The following is a 19483-nucleotide window of genomic DNA, read 5'->3' as shown; positions in this document are numbered from 1 at the left end:
CGTTATGAGAAAGGAACTTTACAGGCCTTCTTTCAGACCGTCCTTCCTGCCGCTGGTTCTTGGGCTATCGATGATAAGTGTACTGGATATCCAGGCCCAGGTAGCGTATGCGTCCAGCGCCCGGAGGCAAAATCAACAGGAAAAAGAACATGAACGGCCGCCTGCAAGTGTTGCACCTAACCAACTGGTTAGCCTGAAAGTAGACAATGCAAATCTCGTACAGGTCTTGGATCAGATAGAAGCTCAGACTTCGCTGGTTTTCGTTTACTCAAACGACGATCTTAAATCAGCGCAGAAAGTTTCATTGAATGTAAAGGATAACCGCCTGGAAGATGTCTTGCAAATGATCCTGCTGCCGCTGAACATCAACTATGAATTCATCGCCAACAAGATCATCCTCAAACGCGCAGAGCTGGCCACCACTATAGGAAATCAGCAACAAGACATCACCATCACCGGCCGCGTGGTGGACCAGAAAGGAGAACCTATCCCCGGTGCCAATATCCGCCTAAAAGGACAGAACATAGGAACAGTGACCAACGGGGAAGGCAACTATTCCCTCAAAATTCCTGCTGCCCAGGCAAACGGTACATTGCTCATCTCATCTGTGGGGTATACGCCTTCAGAAATTGCCATCAACGGCCGCAAAAGCATCGTGGCAATGCTGAACACCGACTCCAAAGACCTGGGCGAAATAGTTGTTACCGCCTATGGTCAGCAGAAAAAAGGACAGGTGACCGCCGCTATCAGCACCGTATCGTCTAAAGACATTACAGGCCGCCCGGTAGTGAATATGTACCAGGCCCTCCAGGGACAGGCGCCTAACCTCATCATCCAGCAGAACACTGCTGAACCGGGCGCCAAACTCACCATGAACATCCGTGGCGTAGGTAGCTTAACCGGTAACGAACCGCTGATCATCATCGACGGTATCGTTGCAGGTGGCGATGGTTTGCGTAACCTGAACCCTTATGATGTTGAGAATATCTCCGTGCTGAAAGATGCCGCATCCGCCGCTATTTACGGCTCCCAGGCTGCTAACGGCGTGATCTACATCACCACGAAAAAAGGAAATAAAGACGAACGCCCTTCTGTGCAGTACAATGGCATGTATGGCTGGCAAACGCCTACCACTTTGCCCCGCCAGATGGAAGCATGGCAATACATGACATTGAAAAACGAAGCACTGGTGAACTCAGGAAAAACGCCGCAGTTTACGCCTGAAAATATCCAATACTGGCACGACCGGGGTTCGGAACCAGCTATGCTCACGGAAATGATCCGCAAATACACGCCGCAGCAAAACCATAGCCTGAGCGTTACCGGCGGCGGCAAATCCAGCAGCTACCTGTTCTCGCTCGGCTACCTCGACCAGGGCAACATGTTGCAGAACAAATATGTGCCGCAGGATTTCTACTACAAACGTTATAACGCCCGCCTCAATGTATCCGTAGACGTTAGCCAATACGTGAAAGTAACAGGAAACGCTGCCTACACCCGTTCCAACTTCCGCAAACAGGCAGCCGATATCGGCATGCTGATGAGGGATGCCATGAGGGTGCCGCGCATCTACCCGGTTAAAGATTCACTGGGCAACTGGGTTGTTCCAAGCCTTACCAGCAACAGCGTTTTTGCCCTGTTATCCGACTACGGCTATGAAACCCAGGGGATCGATAACCTCATGGGCGGACTGGATGTTGTGATCACCCCGGTGAAACATTTCAAGATCAATTTCAACGCTTCTGCGAATTATTCGATCGAGAACAACGACCGCCGCATCAACAAGTTCGATTACGCTCCTTATTATACAACCGCAACGCCGCCCCTGTACAACGAGCGACATACCTCCGTATACAAAAACCTGATCACGAACGTATATACCACTGCCGAGTATGAAAATACCTTTGGCAAACATTACGTGAAAGGCCAGGTAGGCGTACGTAGCGATGCGACCAACGAATCGTGGGGCCTGAGAGCCGACAGGTTCGGAACTACCAATCTCGACAACGACTGGTCTATCGGCGGCGGTTATATCCCGAAACCTGACGGAACTTTCGATTACCGCGACTTAGGCACCTATAACGATATCATCAACCCGAATTTATACGCCCTGAACTCCCTGTTCGGAAGAATGAACTACGTGTATGCTGATAAATACCTGGCTGAATTCACCTGGCGTTATGACGGGTCTTCCAAACTGGCTCCTGGTCACCGCTGGCAGTTTTTCCCGGCATTCTCCCTCGGTTGGAGGCTCACAGAAGAAGCCTTCATGCAGGACATCAAAGAGAGGATAGGCAATTTCAAACTGCGCTATTCCTGGGGACAGGTGGGTAACTCCAACATCGGCGGATTTAACTACCTGGCAAGAGTGGCGCTGAATAATGCCAATTATTCTTTCAATAACTCGCCTGCCAACGGTTCTACTTTCTCAACCTTCAACGACCTGCTGAAATGGGAGATCTCTACCATGAGCAACTATGGTATTGATGCCGACTTCTTCAACGGCAAGCTGACAGCAACGTTCGATTACTTCGACAAACAAACCAGCGGTATTTACCTGTTCCAGACAGTGCCGGGAACCGCGGGTACGTCTGCGCCACTGGAAAACGTAGGAAAGGTAGACAACAAAGGTTGGGAGTTCACGATCAATTACCGTTTAAGGACAGGCGCCTTCAATCATAACTTTGGCTTTAACCTTTCCGATAACCTGAACAAGGTGATCAAGTTCGGCCAGGAATCTGTAAGAGGATCTGATGTTACCTTTATTATTAAAGAAGGTTACCCGATCGCGTCTTACTACGGGTATAAATCAGATGGTTTATATCAGAACCTGGACGACCTGAAGAATGCGCCTAAAGTGCCATTCGCTTACAACCAGCAGGTAATGCCCGGCGATATCAAGTATATCGACAGGAACAAAGATGGAGTGATCGATGAGAACGACCGTTATATCTTCGGTAATCCTTTCCCTCGTTACACCTTCGGATTTACTTATAATGTGAGCTGGAAGAACTTCGACCTGACTATGTTCTGGCAGGGCGTTGGAAAAAGAACGCAATTCCTGCGCGGGGATATCGTGGAAGCGTTCCACAACAACGAAGACCACGCCATGGTGCAGCACCTGGATCGCTGGACGCCAACCAATCCTAACGCTAGCTATCCAAGGCTGACCATCGGGGCCGCGGATGCCAACAACTTTGCGTATTCAGATTACTGGTTGTTCGATACCAAATACCTGCGCCTGAAGAATTTCCAGGTTGGATACAGCCTGCCGGCTTCTTTACTGCAAAGAGCAAAGATCCAGGGAGCAAGAGTTTATTTCACCAGTCAGAACCTGATCACTATCATGCCTAAACGTTTCCGCGAAATCGGCGTAGATCCTGAATTCTCGCAGTTCGACGACAAACTCAGCATGTCTAACTACAACCCGATCGCAGGTCGTAACTACCCTAATGCTGCTACGTTTGCCTTTGGTATAGATCTTAAGTTTTGATGCTAAATGAAATTAGTTATGAAGAAAATATGTTTATCTATATTGGTAGCTGCCAGTTTATTTGCTTGTCGGAAGCTCGACCAGCCCATAACGAAGGAGTTCACCGAAAATGCCTACTGGCGCAATGCACAGGATGGACTGGATGCTTTAACCGCCTGTTATGAGCATTTGTCGAAAGACGATTATTTCTACGGCGATGAAGCGCTGAGCGACAACGCCTACAACAGCGGTACCGGTTTGCTGAACGTGAACGCTATTTCCAATGGCGGTTACGATGGCAACAACGCCAGGGTAAAAGATACCTGGTCTTACTACTATACGACCATCCGCCGGTGTAACGAGATCACCCTGAACATGGATAGGGTGCCGGGTATAGACAGCGCCCTGAAACGCCGCATCGTAGCGGAAGCCAGGTTTATCCGCGCCTATGCTTATTTCCAGCTTACGGCCTGGTACGGAGATGTGCCTTTTTACCTGGACCTGATCTCTATTGACAATTCAAGAACGATCAGCCGTACGGATAAAAATACCATTCAGCAATTTGTACTGTCTGAGCTGAACGACATCCGCAAAGACCTGCCGGCCAATACCGCCCAGGAGCAGAAAGACCGGGGACGCGTAACCCGCGGCGCCGCTATAGCCATGAGCGCCCGCGTACACCTGTTCAGGAGCGAATGGCAGGAAGTGGTCAACGATTGCGAATTGCTTATAGGCAAAACAACAGATGGCGCCTACTCCCTGTTCAACAGCTATTCGGGCATGTTCACCGTGGCTAATGAATACAACAGCGAAGTGATCTTCGACCTGCAATATGGCGGTAGCAGAACAAACGATAAACAACGTTCGTTCATGCCGCAGACCATTACTGCCCTGAGAAGCGTACTGGTGCCAACGCAGGACCTGGTAGACGATTATATCATGACCAACGGTAAAGCGATCAACGAAGCTGGTTCAGGTTATGATGAGAATAACCCGTACATGAACCGCGATCCGCGTTTCGAAGCTACCATCCTTCACCATGGTTCCAAGGTGACAGATCTTAACGGTAACGTACAAACGATCCTCACGCAACCGGGATCAGTTCCTTCTACCAACACGGTAGACGACCAGGGAGCGTCTCCAACCGGTTACTATTTCTATAAATACTACGACCGCGCCGCTACCAACTATGCTTCCGGCCTGAACCTGATCCTTATCCGTTACGCCGATGTATTGCTGATGTATGCAGAAGCAAAGAACGAGTTGGGACAGATGAACGCCGCGGTATGGAACCAAACTATACAGCCTATACGTAAACGTGCAGGCTTCACCGATGCAGGAGCTACAGAGTTCAATGCAGCCTGGGACAAAGCCGCACTGCAAACCATCATCCGTCGCGAAAGAAGGGCGGAATTTGCATTCGAAGGTTTGAGAGCGCTGGATATCCGCCGCTGGAAAATTGCCGCTACTGTGCTGAACAGGCCGGTAAGAGGTATCAGGGTAACATCCGGGGCCTTTAACAAAGATCCCAAAGGATATATAATTGTAGAGAACAGGTTATTTACAGATCCTAAGCATTATCTCTGGCCTGTACCAACCGTAGAACGCGACCAAAATAAAAATCTTTCACAAAACCAGGATTGGTAATTCCACACGCAAAAACTGAATGAACATGCAAAAGTATTTGTTATTAATAGCATGCAGCATTATGATGTTCAGCTGCAAAAAAGATGATTACTCACTGAACACTAATATCCAGCCGGTAGCTAAACTCACCGCGCCGCTGGACAATAAATATATTAAACTGCAACCTACAACCAGCGCCACTGTAAGTTTTGAGTGGGACCAGGCCCGCGCCGAAGATGGTTCACTGGTATTATATGAAGTAGCGTTCGATAAGGAAAACGGCGATTTCTCCAACCCCGTAGCAAAATATGCATCCGATGGGGGAGGGGTACAGAATAAACTGACCTTATCGCATAAAGACCTGAACAGCATTGCCGGTAAAGCGGGTATCGCTTCCCTGGCAACAGGCAAACTGAAATGGACAGTGCTGGCATCCAAGGGCTACAACATCCAGAAAGCCGCTGAATCCAAGCTGATAGAAGTAGAGCGTCCTAACGGCTTCGCTGAAATTCCTACAGATGTTTACCTGACCGGCGAGGCTACCGAAGCAGGCGCCGAGCTGGGCAATGCGCTGAAAATGAAATCTACCGCTCCGGGCGTTTACGAGATCTATACTTCCCTGAAAAACGGTAAGTATCATTTCACTAACCGCAACACCGGTACGCCAACTACTTACTCGATCAGCGGAACTGCCGTGAAAGAAGCCGGCGAATCCGAGCAAACAAAAGGCACTAAAGTATACCGTATCAGGTTAGACTTTAACAACGCCGCAGCCAATGTAACAGAGATCACCAGCATTGGCCTGTGGTTCGCGCCGCTGAACAAGTTCCTGTTCGAAATTAACTACGCAGGCCATAGCACCTGGAGCGCCAAGAGCCAGCCTATAGAATTTAAACAGGAAAGCTGGGGCCGCGACGAACGGTATAAATTCCGCATTGCTACGGTAGATGCAGACGGCAACGCGGGCAGCGAATGGATCGGCAGCTCCAACGCAGATAACAGCCGTCCTACTTCCAGCACCCCGCTGAGCTTCTGGGAACTTCGCCCTATTGCCAACAACGATCAGTGGAATTACTGTTACAAGTTTGCTGCGGAAGCAGATAACAAGAACTGTGACATTAACCTTTACTTCTACACTGATAAAAATTACACCCACGAGGTAATTGTAAAATAAGGACGATCATGAAAGCAAAGTATTTATCTATATTATTGCTCCCCCTGGCCTTCACTGCATGTTTGAAAGAACCTGTAGATGATGGCCCGGGCCCGGGCGCCGGCAAGGAAAGGTATGTTTATAACTGGCCCCAGATCGCCGACTCGGCTACCCAGGGTTTGCTGAATAACTACTGGAACCAGGACAAGTATTTCAATGCCAACAACAGCGGCAACGCTACCTTCAATTACTGGCCTAATGCACACGCGCTGGATGTATTGGTAGATGCCTATATCCGGAAGAACGACCCGGCTATCAAAACCCGGATGGATGATCTGCTGGCAGGGATGAAAGTCAAGAATGGCAACACTTACATCAATCATTTTTATGATGATATGGAGTGGATGACCTTAGCCTGCCTGAGAGCTTTTGAAGCGACCGGCGACACCAAATACAAAGATGTGGCGGTGCTGTTGTGGAACGATATCAAAGGTGGCTGGGATGATGTCTGGGGCGGCGGTATCCACTGGAATAAAGATAAATCCAAGAATTACAAGAACACGCCGGCTAATGCTCCTGCATGCATCATTGCGGCGCGCATGTACGGCGTTACTCAAAATGCCGATGACATTGCATGGGCAAAGAAGATCTATGACTGGCAGAAGTCTACATTGGTAGATCCTGTAACCGGCCTGGTTTGGGATGGCATTAACCAGGATGGCAGCGGAAACGTTACCAAGAACTGGAACTTCACCTATAACCAGGGTGTATTCATTGGTGCGGGTGTAGAGTTGTATAAACTTACAGGCCAGCAGGTATACCTGAACGATGCGCTTAAAACCGCCAACAATGCGTTAGGCGGCACATTCACCAATGCCAACATCTTAAAAGATGAAGGCGCGGGCGACGGAGGTCTTTTTAAAGGCATCCTGGTACGTTACCTGATGTTGCTGATCACCGACGGCGGTATCAGTAGCACCGATGCTGCCAAGTTTGCCAATTTCCTTCAACTGAATGCAGAAACGCTTTGGGTGAAAGGTACTGCCAAACCGCAGGTGATCTTTAATAAGAACTGGACGACCATAGCTGCCAACAGCGATCTTACCGAACAACTCAGTGGTGAAATGGTAATAGACGCCGCGTATCACCTGAAACAAATGGGATTAATCAAGTAATTGTGATGTTGGGCAGAAGCATGACGGTTGTGGTGCTGGTCAGTTCATTGCTGGCAAACGTATTGCAGGCGCAATCAAACAAGGAAAAAGCGTTGCTGATCCAGCGTTCGGTGAATAAATACCTCTACGAACCCGGAACTGGCCTGTACCTGCAGACCAGCGATAAGGCCGCCAATCCTAATCCCCATACCTACCTGTGGGGACTTTGCGGGATGGTACAGGCCAGCAATGAACTGGAAAGGATAAGTCACGGGCAGGACTATATGAAACCTGTGGTGGCCGCCATCAACCAGTACTACGACCCCTTGCCTCCGGGCCCGGGGTATGCTTCCTACGTGGTGAAAGAGCGGCGGGAAGACAGGTATTATGACGACAACCAATGGATAGGAATTGCCTTCCTGGATGCTTACACCCGTACCGGTAAACAATGGTACCTGAACAAAGGAGCTGAGATCTACAGGTTTGTGATGACAGGCTACGATACCGTAACGGGAGGAGGCATCTACTGGAAAGAAGGCGATAAAACTACCAAGAACACCTGTTCCAATGGTCCGGCAGCCTTACTGGCCCTGCAGTTGTACCAGGTTACCCGTCAGAAAAGCTACCTGGATACCGCGTTGTTGCTTTACAACTGGGTTAACCGCTACCTGCGCCGCGACGATGGTATTTACTGGGATGCGCTGAAACCGGAGGAGCATAACAGGATCGATTCTGCCGTTTATACTTATAACAGCGGAACCATGCTGGAAGCAAGCGTTAAGTTGTACCATCTGACAGGGAATACACAGTATCTTAAAACTGCGCAGCAAATAGCGGAAAGCAGTTATAAAGAATTCTATCATCGGGGCTGGTTTAAGTCATCCTACTGGTTCAATGCCGTACTGTTACGGGGCTACGAAGAACTTTACAGAACAGACAGGAACAAAAAGTATATCCGTGCCATGCAGGAATATGCTAATGAAGTTTGGGAGAAGGAAAGGGACCGCAGCACCAATATGGTAGGCAACAGGCCGGAAAAGGAATTGCTTGGGCAGGCAGGCATGATAGAGATATATTCCCGTTTGGCAGCCATGCAGTAAATGTTCCCCGCCAGGGTATAAAGATTTTAAAAGGAAGGAAACAAAAGATGAGATCATTTAACTCGCCTTTTGTTTCCTTCCTTTTTATATTTCTGGCATACAAAGTTTAACGATACTTTAAAGGGTGATTTTGATATTATAAAATTTGTTAATTTTATACGATTATTATATAACTTGAATACCCGGGAGAACCGTATTACCCTATCCTATGAGGCTGCTTTTTATGCTGGTGTTAGTGTTTTTGCCCTTGCCCGTTATTGGGCAAACAACTGCGCCGTCAGCAAAAAAAGGAGACAGGTCTACCGAGTTCCGGATGAAGGAGGGCAGCTATCTGGCATTTGCCCAGGTAAACCTGAGTATGGGGGAGATAGGGTTCCGTGTGGAAGTGGCTTCTGAGCATAAAAATGGCAAATCCAGGATCGAATTCAGGATAGACAAGCCCAAAGGCAAGATCATAGGAACGTTGGCAGTACCTTACACCGGTGATAGCACATATGCGCTGAAACTGACCGGTAATCTCCGGCACGCCGAAGGCGTACATGATCTCTACATTGTGGCAAAGGGCGCCAACCCATTCAGCATTACTTCTTTCGGATTCATTTTTAATTATTAGTAAAATCGTTAACCCGGTTTAAATGGAAGCAATTATTTTTTGCGGTATCCGCAGCCGGTAGAAAGACGGTATATATTCAAAGACGAAGAACTGCCCATACAGGATGCCTATAGCCAGTTGCTGGCAAAATTCCTGGAAAACATCTGATCGAAGCAACAGAAAAGCCGGATGGAATACCAGCCGGCTTTCTTAAACCATCAACTAAACAACTGACTTTTATTTGAAACGTCAAATTATTGCTTATTGCAACGCACGATAAGTTCCGCTCAACCATCTTCACTCTTCCATCCCAGGCGCCGGATCCCTTTACCACTATTAATAACCCGCGAATCCCCGTTTTGTTGACACAACCGCGCAAATATCAGCCTGCGGCCTGAAATGGGAAATTTAGTAACTTTCGAAGCTAATCAGGCCCGTTATGAAAAGATGGTTGTTCCACTGCCTATTATCGTGTTGTATTCTTTTTACCGTGCCAGCGTTATATGCCAGCGATCCTCTTCCTTATAATATATGGCAACTGGACAACAGGAATGGTTTGTCTAACAGCGCCGTTAATTCGTTGTATGTAGACAGCGACCAGCTGCTCTGGGTCGCTACCTGGGATGGGCTGAACATGTACGATGGCAACGCATTCAGGGTTTTCAACTACAACAAGGAAAACCCCGGCCAAAGCATCGGGAACAACGTAGTGATGCAGGTAACAGAAGACGGTAAAGGCAGGATATGGCTAAGTACCATTGAAGGCGTTTCGCAATACGATAAACGGTCAGGTAAATGCTTTAACTACTTCTATAGCCGCCAGGGAAGCGGAAGGGTCAGCGAGCGTGATTTCCTGTTACTCACGGATACTTCCGGGCAGCTCTTCTGCCTGAACCAGCAGTCGGGGCTTACTCAATATAATGCAGAAAAAGACTCTTTTATTGTCAACTCCTGGCCCCGCAGCAATAACCGGGTGGTTAAAGCAGTGTTCGATGGCGGCAACAGGCTATGGGTCCTGCGCGGAGATGCTGGGCTGGAAGTATACGAACAACAGAACGCTACCTGGCGCCTGGTACAGCGGCATCCCGATGTGCAGTCGTTATTTGTGCCCGATGGCAGGGTGTTTTTCGTAACCAATGCCCGCCAACTGATGGTGGTGGACCCACGTACCCTGGTGGTACAGCAACGCGGACAACTGCCCCATGCCGTCAACGCCCTTATTTATTACAAATCCCATTACCTTTTTGCCTGGAGTACCCAGGGCTTCGGGGTATACGATAACGACCTTCAACCGGCAGACCAATTCATGCAGGAAATCCAATACAGGTTGAAGGATATCCGGATCACTTCCTGGGCAACCGGAACCGAGGAAATTCTATGGTGCGGCACCGACGGCAATGGGATCATGAAAATAGCCCCACCAATGGGCTACTTCGGCGGCGTAACCAGGGCAACAGGCGGACCCGCATACAGCAAACCGGTTAGAGCTTTTGTAAGCAATGGCAACAACCTCTGGGTGGGTACCAAAGGAAGCGGCATTATCAGCATTCCACAGGTCAACGGAACATTGCAGGTCGATAAACAACAACTCTTTACAGAAGAACTGGACAACAATGCGGTTTTCGCATTATGCAAAGGAGCGGATAGCCTCATATATATAGGAACAGATGGGAAGGGCCTGACCGTATACGACCAGCTTTCCCGGCGTTTCCTGAAATGGGCCCAGGTAGAGGGCAGCGCCGGTTTGCCTGCGTTTGGCTCTGTATACGTGATCGTGAAAGACCCTGATAACTCGCTATGGCTGGGCACCAGCGGCTACGGCCTCATTCACCTGCAGATGCAGAGAACAGCAAAGGGTTTAAAAGTGACGGACTTCCAACAATACACCTATAAGGGTACCGGCCAGGGACCTTCCAATGATATTATCTACTCGCTCACCTTGGCCAGCAACAATGGTTTATGGGTGGGATGCCGGTATGGAGGGCTCAATTACTTTAACAAGGGTACCCAACAGTTCACCTTCTTTAAAGCTTTCGGGTATGAAGGCAGTTTGTCGCACAATGATGTATTAGCCGTATACAAAGACAGCCAGCGCCGTTTATGGGTAGGCACCAGTTATGGACTTAACTATATCCAGGAATCTTCACTGAAAGGCTTGCAGCCGGTGTTTACCCGTTTCAATACAGGTAATGGGTTGCCCAATAATACTATTCATGCTATCACGGAAGATGACAAAGGCCAGGTTTGGGCCAGCACGAACAAGGGACTGGCAAGAATAGACCCTGCTACCGGCGAGATTGCGCACTTCCAGGAAACAGATGGTTTGCAAAGCAATGAGTTCAGTGATGGCGCCGCCTGGAAGGATGAAGAAGGGCGGTTGTACTTTGGCGGAATTTACGGTTTCAATTATTTCCATTCAGATAATATCCGGCAACGGCGCTGGTATCCGAACCTGCTGGTCACAAGTTTACAACTGGCGGGCAAAGGAACAGAAAATGGTTTGTGGGTATTGAAACCAGGACAAGATCCTGCAGTTGCCTATACGTTGTCGCGCCGCGATAACTTTTTTGAATTGCAGGCAAGGGCATTGAGCTTTTTGCAGGCAGAAAAATGCGAGTATGCCTGGCAGTTGGAAGGTTTTGACCAGTCGTGGCAATACTCCGGCGGTACAGGTAAGGTAGCCTATGGCAACCTGCCCCCGGGCAATTACGTTCTCAAAGTTAAATGGAGCAATGGAGAAGGAGAGTGGACCGTTCCCGGCACATTGGTGCATATCACCGTAGAACAATTCTTCTGGTTAACCTGGCCTGCGTTTGTGCTGTACTTTGTACTGATGGCAGCCATAGGAACGGCTTTCTGGTTTTACAGGAAGAATAAGATGGAGATGAAACACCAGCTGGAAATGGAACACCTGCTTCGCAAGAAGGAAGAAGAGGTACATGCCACGCAACTGCATTTCTTCACCAACATCGCACACGAGCTGCAAACTCCGCTCACGCTGATAGTTGGCGCTGCCGAAAGGAGCAGGGAAAACCCCACTGACGCTCACAATATGGCGCTGGTTCACCAGCAGGCCTCACGTTTAACATACCTGGTACAGCAACTGCTGGAATTCAGGAGAGCGGAAGCAGGCTACATGAAAACCTATTATACCACTTTCAATATTTCTGACCTGGTAGAAAATATTGTAGCCTTGTTTCAGCCGTTAGGCAAAAAACAACAGTTGCATTGGGAAATAAACATTGCTCCCGGTATGGTTGCAGGCATGGATAAAGATAAGTTGGAGAAGATCCTTTTTAATCTCCTTAGCAACGCCTGCAAGTACACCAAAAAAGGAGAGCGCATAGTTTTTAATGCCGGGGTGAAAAACAATGCCCTGGAAATTTACGTGTATAACAGCGGTAGCCAGTTGTCGGACGCTCAGCTGGAGGGCATCTTTACCCGGTTCTTTACAGCGGGCGAACACACGCAGGAATATACGGGAACGGGTATAGGACTGGCATTTACCCAGCAGCTGGTGCTGCTGCTCAAAGGCAACATCTTTGCCCGCAACGAAGATGGCGGTATCGCATTCCATGTAAGCCTGCCTTTACCTGCCCAGGTAGGGCAAACAGTTGAGCGTACCACCCCGTCTTATCTGCTCAAATCTATCGTGGCCGACCTGGGAACAGATTCCCGTCCGGAACTGGACCCTAATAAACTGGCTATTATCCGGAGTGCGCAGCAGTCGGACAAGAAAAGCATATTGCTGGTAGAAGATGAAGCAGCGATCAGGCAGTTGCTGAAAGAGTTGCTGGCGCCTTATTATATTATATATGAAGCAGAGAACGGGGCCCAGGCCCTGGAATTTATCAGGCAAACCATGCCGGATCTCATCATCAGCGATATCATGATGCCTGACATGAACGGGTTGGAGCTTTGCAATAAAATAAAAGAAGCGCCGGCTTCCTGTCATATTCCTTTTATTATTCTCTCTGCCCGCGGCACTATCGACCAGCAGACGGAGGGATATGAGGCGGGAGCAGATGCCTACCTGCCCAAACCATTTTATGCAGCCCATTTGCTGGTACGGGTACGAAAACTGCTCGAATACCGGCAGCGCTTACACGATATCTTTAAAACCCAAACTCCATTGGCCCAGTTAGGAGAGTCGGAGGTTGAAGATAAAGACAAACAATTCCTGCAGGAACTGGTAGCATTTATAGAGCAACATATGGACGAAGAGGAGTTGAATGCCGAAATGCTGGAGAAACATTTTCTGCTGAGCAGGATGCAGCTGTACAGGAAACTGAAAACACTTTCCAACATGACGCCCAACGAATTTATAAGGTATGTAAGGTTGCAGCAGGCGGCTATCCTGCTCGTCAAAACCCAGCTTACAGTAGCAGAAATTTTTTATAGAACAGGGTTCAATAACCAATCCTATTTCTTCAGGGAATTCAAAAAATTATACCACTGCTCGCCCAGCGAATTCAGGGAGCAGCAAACCATTGTGTAGTATTAATTCGTTGATTATCAATTATGTATTTTTTCGATTGTACAGTTTTTTGCAATAATAGTACAGTCATTTTCCTTCCCAAGCCGCTAGATTTGGGACATGATTCCAACGTATGAAATAGCGGAATTCCACTTTCCTGGTAATTAAGGAGTAATTAAATTTTTTTGAAAACCGGCTCCTGAAAAGAGCCATAAATTCTTACGAATGAAAAACTGGACAGTATTCATGACTGCCGCATTCCTGCTGCTGGTCGGAGGCGCCTTCGCACAGGTGAAAGTAAGCGGAAAGGTTAGTGATGCTCAGGGTGCTCCCATCCCGGGAGTAACCATCCTCCAACAAAATACCAGCAATGGTACGGTTTCACAGCCCGACGGAACATGGTCGCTCACCCTGGTAGATAAGGTGCCTGCGTCCCTTCAATTCTCCTTTATGGGATTTATCACCAAAACAGTTCACTACTCCGGCAGCGGAGCTTTAAATGTGGTTTTATTAAAAGATGAAGTTGGTTTGAAAGATGTAGTCGTGATCGGCTATGGCACACAACGGAAAAGCCAGATCACGGGCGCTATTTCCTCTATCGACGGTAAAGCCCTTGCAAAAACGCAGGCAGTAGACCTGAGCACAGCCCTGCAGGGCCAGGCGCCAGGCGTAACCGTCACTTCCCCGACCGGCGCCCCGGGCACGGAAGCGGTTATACGTATCCGCGGTATCGGTACTTTAAATAACAGCAATCCTCTCTTTATCGTGGACGGAGTGCCAATGACCAGCGGTCTCACCACTATCTCGCCCAATGACATCGCCTCCATGGAAGTACTGAAAGACGCGGCCGCTGCTGCGATCTACGGTTCCAGGGCCGCCAATGGCGTGGTACTGGTGACCACTAAATCCGGGCAGCCAGGCAAAAATGAAGTAGGACTGGAAGTAGCCTATGGCATCGCCAAAGCATCCGGGTTGCCTAAAATGATGTCGACCGCCCAGTTCATTGAACTGCAGAACGAAGCATTTGCAAACGACGGCTCAGCTACCCGCAACCAGGACGACCCATCCAAACTGCCTAATACCAACTGGCTGGACGCAGTTTTCCGCCAGGCCCTGACCCAGCGTTATAACCTCAGTTTCTCCGGCGGGTCAGAAAAAACCAGGTATTACCTTTCCGGCAATGTGCTGAACCAGGATGGTACTATCGTTAATTCCAATTTCAAACGTTATGGTCTGAGATCCAATATCAGCAGCGATGTAAAAAACTGGCTGCGGGTAGGGGAAAACCTCAGCCTCACTTACGACCGTACGAAACAGGTAGGAGCCAGCGGCGACGGCGCCCGCCCCGGCAGCTTGCCGGGTGTGGTAAGGTATGCGCTGATCAGGCCTAACGCTATTCCGGTATATGATAGCAAAACCGGTTTATACACCGATCTGCCGCCGGCAGACCTCTATAAAAGCGCACTGTTGTACGGAGATGGAAAGAACCCGTTGGCAATTGCCGACTACCGGTTCAGCAACAACAGTAACTACCGCTTGCTGGGAAATGTTTTCGCAGAAGCAAGGATCGGTAACGACTTCAAGTTCAGAACAGACGCCGGCGCCGACGTTATCTTCGCTGAACATCAGCAGTACAGCGGGCAAATTCCGGGCGACCGTACAACCCTCCAGGATAAAGACAAGGGCCTCGACAAGTTCAGGAACAGGTCTACCGTGCTTAACTGGACAAACGTATTGAACTACAATCATATCTTTAATAAAAAACATGATGTAGGGGTTACCCTGGGTAGCGAGTATATCACGGCGAAAACCGACTATCTCTCTGCCTCCCGCAATGGCTACGACAGTCGCGCAGACCAGTCGCCCAGCCTGCAATACCTCGCCTACGGATCAGGACAACAGTTTAACGACGGTATCCTGGAAGAATGGGCCCTTATGTCTTATTTCGGTCGCATAACCTATGCCTACGACAGCAAATATTTACTGAATGTAAATATGCGTGCAGATGCCTCCTCCCGCTTTTCTAAAAACAACCGCTGGGGTTATTTCCCATCTTTCTCGGCCGGCTATAACATTGCCAGGGAAAGTTTCATGAAAGACGTTACCTGGCTCAATGACCTGAAGATCCGTGGCGGCTGGGGCCAGCTCGGAAACCAGAACATCGGGCTGTATCCTTTCTCCACTATTTACTCCACTGCCAACAACGTATTACAGGTAGTGAGCAGGGGAAACCCGGATGTAAAATGGGAAACAACTACCCAGTCGAACATTGGTATTGACGCGGCTTTCTTTAAAGGCGCACTGTCTTTAAGCCTGGATTATTTCAATAAGCAAACCAGCGATATCCTCATCCAGCTTCCTTCTTCCTATACCAATGGCGATGCCGCGCCAGCCTACGTGAACGGTGCAAAAATGAGCAACAAGGGATTTGAAATGAACGTTGGCTACCGACAGGCCTTTAATAAAGACCTGTCGCTGAATGTATCCGCAAACGTTACCACGCTGAAGAACAAAGTTGTTTCATTGTACAAGGGAAAAGAACAGATCTTCTCTGCCGGTTCAGGCAGGGTGATACTGAGGGAAGGACAACCTATCAGCTCCTTCTTTGGTTATAAAACAGCCGGCATCTTCCAGAATGAAAAGGAAATACAGGATTATAAGAACAGCAACGGAGAACTGCTGCAACCAAACGCAAAACCAGGGGATATCCGCTTCGTGGATGTAACCAACGATGGTAAGATCGACGACGCCGACCGTACCATCATCGGCAATCCTAATCCTAAATTCCTGTACAGCCTTAACGCCAGCCTGAACTACAAGCAGTTTGACCTGACTGTTTTCTTCAACGGCGTACAGGGCAACCAGATCTACAACGAAGTGGATAATATCATCAACAGCTTTGATGGACGCGGATTCAACAACAAGGAAGACTTCTACAACAGCCGCTGGCATGGCGAAGGTACAAGCACTACCACACCCCGCGCTACCTTCCAGGACCCGAACAACAACCGCAGGAATTCAGACCGCTATATCCAGAGCGGCAGCTACCTGAGACTTAAGAATATCATGCTGGGATATACGCTGACGCCGCAGTTGTTGCAAAGAATAGGATTCAGCCAGGCGCGCGTTTATGTAAGCGGACAAAATATCTGGACCATTACTAAATACAAAGGCATGGACCCAGAGCTGTACACCAACGAAAACCTCGCGAATTACGGGGATCTGGCAGTAGGAATAGATATGGGTACTTATCCTCCTTCCAAGACTTTCACGGTAGGATTACAATTAAGTTTCTAACCCATCAAAACAAGCGATCATGAAAAAGATATTTGCTATCATAGTTGCTGCATTCACTTTTACCAGCTGCAGCAAACAACTGGAAAAATACCCGCAGGGTAAACTGACGGAAGACAACGTGTTCACGCAGCCGAACGACTTCCTCATGGCAATAGATGCAGCCTACGTACCGCTGACCAACCGTTTCCGCGGCGAATGGGACTGGGATAACGGAAGCAGCATTCCCCGCGACTGGGTGATCGGAGATGTAATGAGCGATGACGCAGTGAAGGGAGGAGGAAGCCTGGGCGACCAGGAAGATATGAGAAGAATGCAGACGTTCAGCATTTTCCCTGAAAACAACAACGTGGTAGGCGTATGGCGGTTCAACTATAAAGGCATTGATGCCGCTAACACCTTGCTGACGCAGGACGGAAGCAAAGTGCCGGGACTGGATGCCGCTTTATGGAAACGGATGCAGGGAGAAGCTTACTTTTTAAGGGCGTTCTACTACTTCCGCCTGGTAGTGAACTTCGGCGATATTCCTTTGCTCATACCGGAAAAACAGTTAAAGGATAACACCGTGCGCACACCCGTTGCGCAGGTGTACGAACAAATAGAGAGTGACCTGAAACAGGCTATCAGCCTGCTTCCGCCTGCCTACAACGATAACGATAATTATCACAGGGCTACCAGCGGCGCCGCACATGCGTTGCTGGCTAAAACCTACCTGTATCGCAGTCGCTGGCAGGATTGTCTCAACGAGATCGTGGAAGTGGAGAAGAATAATTATATCCTGACAGATAAATTCGAAGACAATTTTAACGGGGTTGGAGAAAGAGCCGGAGAGATCATTTTTGCAGCCCGTCACGACGCTGGCAAAGCGCCTTCACAGGGCAGTATCCTTAATGCGGTATTTGCACCGCAAGGCAAGGGCTGGGGCTTCGAAATCCCAACCCAGGACCTGGTAAACGAGTTTGAAACAGGAGATCCGCGCAGGGCCGCCACATTGTTCATGCAGGGCGATAAATACCTGGATGGCAGCAACTATGATCCAGCCTGGTCGCCGCTCACCGGTTATAACGTACGCAAATTCATGAGCAACGTAAGCCCGATCGACGATGGCGGAGTTGATTTCGTTTACATCCGCCTGGCAGATGTGATCTTATGGAAAGCAGAATGCCATGCCAACCTGAATATGCCCGACCAGGCAAAAGCCGACCTGGAAAGGGTAAGGGCCCGCGCGAGAAAATATGCCGCTAATCCTGCCGCCAACCTGCCTGCCGTTACAACCTCTGATAAAGCTGCCCTGTTAAAAGCTATACAGCATGAAAGAAGAGTGGAACTGGCATTTGAAGGGCACCGGTATTACGACCTGGTACGCTGGGACCTGGCTAAAACCGTATTGGCAAAAGCGGCAGATGCAGATCCGCTCAAAGGGTACCACGACTATGGCAACGGATGGCAATCATTTAATAAACTATTACCGATCCCGCAACGGGAAACGGATCTCCTGGGACTAAAACAAAATCCTGGATACTAATTGGCGAAACAACCGCCATCACCTCATATTTAAATGGAATGATGAAAGTAAGTGTAAACAGGTTTATGGAGAATCCATTGTTGAAACCTGCAGATGTAAAGCCCAGCAGGCCGGGACTGGAAGTAGCCTGCCTGCTGAACCCGGGCGTATTTGAGTTTGATAATAAGATATGGTTGATCGTCAGGGTGGCCGAACGCCCTCACCAGCAGCAGGACCTGATCTCTTTTCCTGTATTGGAGGAAAACGGGATAAGGATCATCGAAATATCCAAAAAAGATCCGGACCTGGTAGCAACAGATCCCCGCGTGATCCGCTACCGGGGCGACGATTATCTTACCACGCTTTCGCACCTCCGGCTGCTGTGCAGTGAAGACGGCATCAGGTTTTATGAACCGGAAGGATACCCGCAGCTGCATGGAATAGGACAACTGGAAACATTCGGGATTGAAGATTGCAGGGTAACGAAGATCGGCGACACCTACTACCTGACCTATACCGCTGTTTCGCCAAACGGCGTAGCGGTGGGAATGCGTACAACGAAAGACTGGAAAACGTTTACCCGTGAGGGTGTCATCATTCCGCCGCATAATAAGGACTGCGCGTTGTTTGAACAAAAGATACATGATCATTACTATGCCCTGCACCGCCCGAGCAGCGTAGACCTGGGAGGGAACTATATCTGGCTGGCCAAGTCGCCCGACGGCAAGCACTGGGGGCACCATAAGTGCCTGGTTAAAACCCGCGAAGGGTATTGGGACAGCGCCAGGGTAGGCGCGGGCGCCGCGCCAATTAAAACTTCAGCCGGCTGGCTGGAGATCTACCACGGCGCTAATGCAAAACAGCAATACGGGTTAGGCGCTTTGCTGCTGGACCTGGACGATCCGTCTAAAGTGCTTGCCAGGAGCGAAGATCCGATCATGGCGCCCGAAGCGCCCTATGAACTTACAGGTTTTTTCAGCCAGGTGGTTTTCACCAATGGTCATGTGGTCAGGGGAGATGAACTGACTATTTATTATGGTGCGGCAGATGAAGTAGTGTGTGCAGCGAAATTTTCTATTGCCGATATCCTTTCATCTTTAAACCGGTGAAG

Annotated in this window: 10 protein-coding genes; all 10 read left to right on the top strand. The window is 49.1% G+C overall.

Annotation, left to right across the window (positions count from 1 at the left end):
- Positions 1 to 4: 4 nt before the first annotated feature.
- On the top strand, positions 5 to 3493 hold the full coding sequence (locus BLV62_RS22300) for a TonB-dependent receptor (RefSeq protein ID WP_089764450.1): 3489 nt from the start codon (positions 5 to 7) through the stop codon (positions 3491 to 3493).
- An 18-nt stretch (positions 3494 to 3511) separates the two neighbouring features.
- Positions 3512 to 5119 (top strand): RagB/SusD family nutrient uptake outer membrane protein, encoded by a 1608-nt coding sequence (locus BLV62_RS22295; protein WP_168927756.1) that lies wholly within the window; start codon positions 3512 to 3514, stop codon positions 5117 to 5119.
- Positions 5120 to 5144: 25 nt separating this feature from the next.
- The gene (locus BLV62_RS22290) at positions 5145 to 6272 is read left to right on the top strand and encodes a SusE domain-containing protein (protein WP_225889531.1); all 1128 of its coding nucleotides are present in this window, start codon (positions 5145 to 5147) and stop codon (positions 6270 to 6272) included.
- Positions 6273 to 6280: 8 nt separating this feature from the next.
- Complete coding sequence (locus BLV62_RS22285) at positions 6281 to 7426, top strand: glycoside hydrolase family 76 protein (protein WP_089764446.1); 1146 nt, start codon at positions 6281 to 6283, stop codon at positions 7424 to 7426.
- A 5-nt stretch (positions 7427 to 7431) separates the two neighbouring features.
- Positions 7432 to 8505: a glycoside hydrolase family 76 protein gene (locus BLV62_RS22280; protein ID WP_089764444.1), complete on the top strand. Its 1074-nt coding sequence runs from the start codon at positions 7432 to 7434 to the stop codon at positions 8503 to 8505.
- A gap of 208 nt (positions 8506 to 8713) precedes the next feature.
- Positions 8714 to 9118 (top strand): carbohydrate-binding protein, encoded by a 405-nt coding sequence (locus BLV62_RS22275; RefSeq protein ID WP_089764442.1) that lies wholly within the window; start codon positions 8714 to 8716, stop codon positions 9116 to 9118.
- Between the two features lie 418 nt (positions 9119 to 9536).
- Positions 9537 to 13595, top strand: a complete 4059-nt coding sequence (locus BLV62_RS22270; RefSeq protein ID WP_089764441.1) for a hybrid sensor histidine kinase/response regulator transcription factor — start codon at positions 9537 to 9539, stop codon at positions 13593 to 13595.
- Between the two features lie 204 nt (positions 13596 to 13799).
- Positions 13800 to 16871, top strand: a complete 3072-nt coding sequence (locus BLV62_RS22265; RefSeq protein WP_089764439.1) for a SusC/RagA family TonB-linked outer membrane protein — start codon at positions 13800 to 13802, stop codon at positions 16869 to 16871.
- A gap of 19 nt (positions 16872 to 16890) precedes the next feature.
- A complete protein-coding gene (locus BLV62_RS22260; RefSeq protein WP_089764438.1) occupies positions 16891 to 18393 on the top strand; it encodes a RagB/SusD family nutrient uptake outer membrane protein in 1503 nt (500 codons plus the stop codon).
- Positions 18394 to 18431: 38 nt separating this feature from the next.
- Positions 18432 to 19481: a glycoside hydrolase family 130 protein gene (locus BLV62_RS22255; RefSeq protein ID WP_211117687.1), complete on the top strand. Its 1050-nt coding sequence runs from the start codon at positions 18432 to 18434 to the stop codon at positions 19479 to 19481.
- Positions 19482 to 19483 lie beyond the last annotated feature (2 nt).

Source organism: Chitinophaga terrae (ex Kim and Jung 2007) (genome assembly GCF_900107795.1).
GTDB lineage: Bacteria > Bacteroidota > Bacteroidia > Chitinophagales > Chitinophagaceae > Chitinophaga > Chitinophaga terrae.
The sequence above is the reverse complement of the archived record's forward strand: the minus strand, read 5'-3'. Positions and strand labels throughout refer to the sequence as shown.

What these genes read in the sequence shown, in the direction of transcription:
- BLV62_RS22285 (WP_089764446.1), top strand. Translation starts at nt 6,281, where the DNA reads ATGAAAGCAAAGTATTTATCTATATTATTGCTCCCCCTGGCCTTCACT.
- BLV62_RS22270 (WP_089764441.1), top strand. Translation starts at nt 9,537, where the DNA reads ATGAAAAGATGGTTGTTCCACTGCCTATTATCGTGTTGTATTCTTTTT.
- BLV62_RS22255 (WP_211117687.1), top strand. Translation starts at nt 18,432, where the DNA reads ATGATGAAAGTAAGTGTAAACAGGTTTATGGAGAATCCATTGTTGAAA.
- BLV62_RS22290 (WP_225889531.1), top strand. Translation starts at nt 5,145, where the DNA reads ATGCAAAAGTATTTGTTATTAATAGCATGCAGCATTATGATGTTCAGC.
- BLV62_RS22295 (WP_168927756.1), top strand. Translation starts at nt 3,512, where the DNA reads ATGAAGAAAATATGTTTATCTATATTGGTAGCTGCCAGTTTATTTGCT.
- BLV62_RS22300 (WP_089764450.1), top strand. Translation starts at nt 5, where the DNA reads ATGAGAAAGGAACTTTACAGGCCTTCTTTCAGACCGTCCTTCCTGCCG.
- BLV62_RS22275 (WP_089764442.1), top strand. Translation starts at nt 8,714, where the DNA reads ATGAGGCTGCTTTTTATGCTGGTGTTAGTGTTTTTGCCCTTGCCCGTT.
- BLV62_RS22260 (WP_089764438.1), top strand. Translation starts at nt 16,891, where the DNA reads ATGAAAAAGATATTTGCTATCATAGTTGCTGCATTCACTTTTACCAGC.
- BLV62_RS22280 (WP_089764444.1), top strand. Translation starts at nt 7,432, where the DNA reads ATGTTGGGCAGAAGCATGACGGTTGTGGTGCTGGTCAGTTCATTGCTG.
- BLV62_RS22265 (WP_089764439.1), top strand. Translation starts at nt 13,800, where the DNA reads ATGAAAAACTGGACAGTATTCATGACTGCCGCATTCCTGCTGCTGGTC.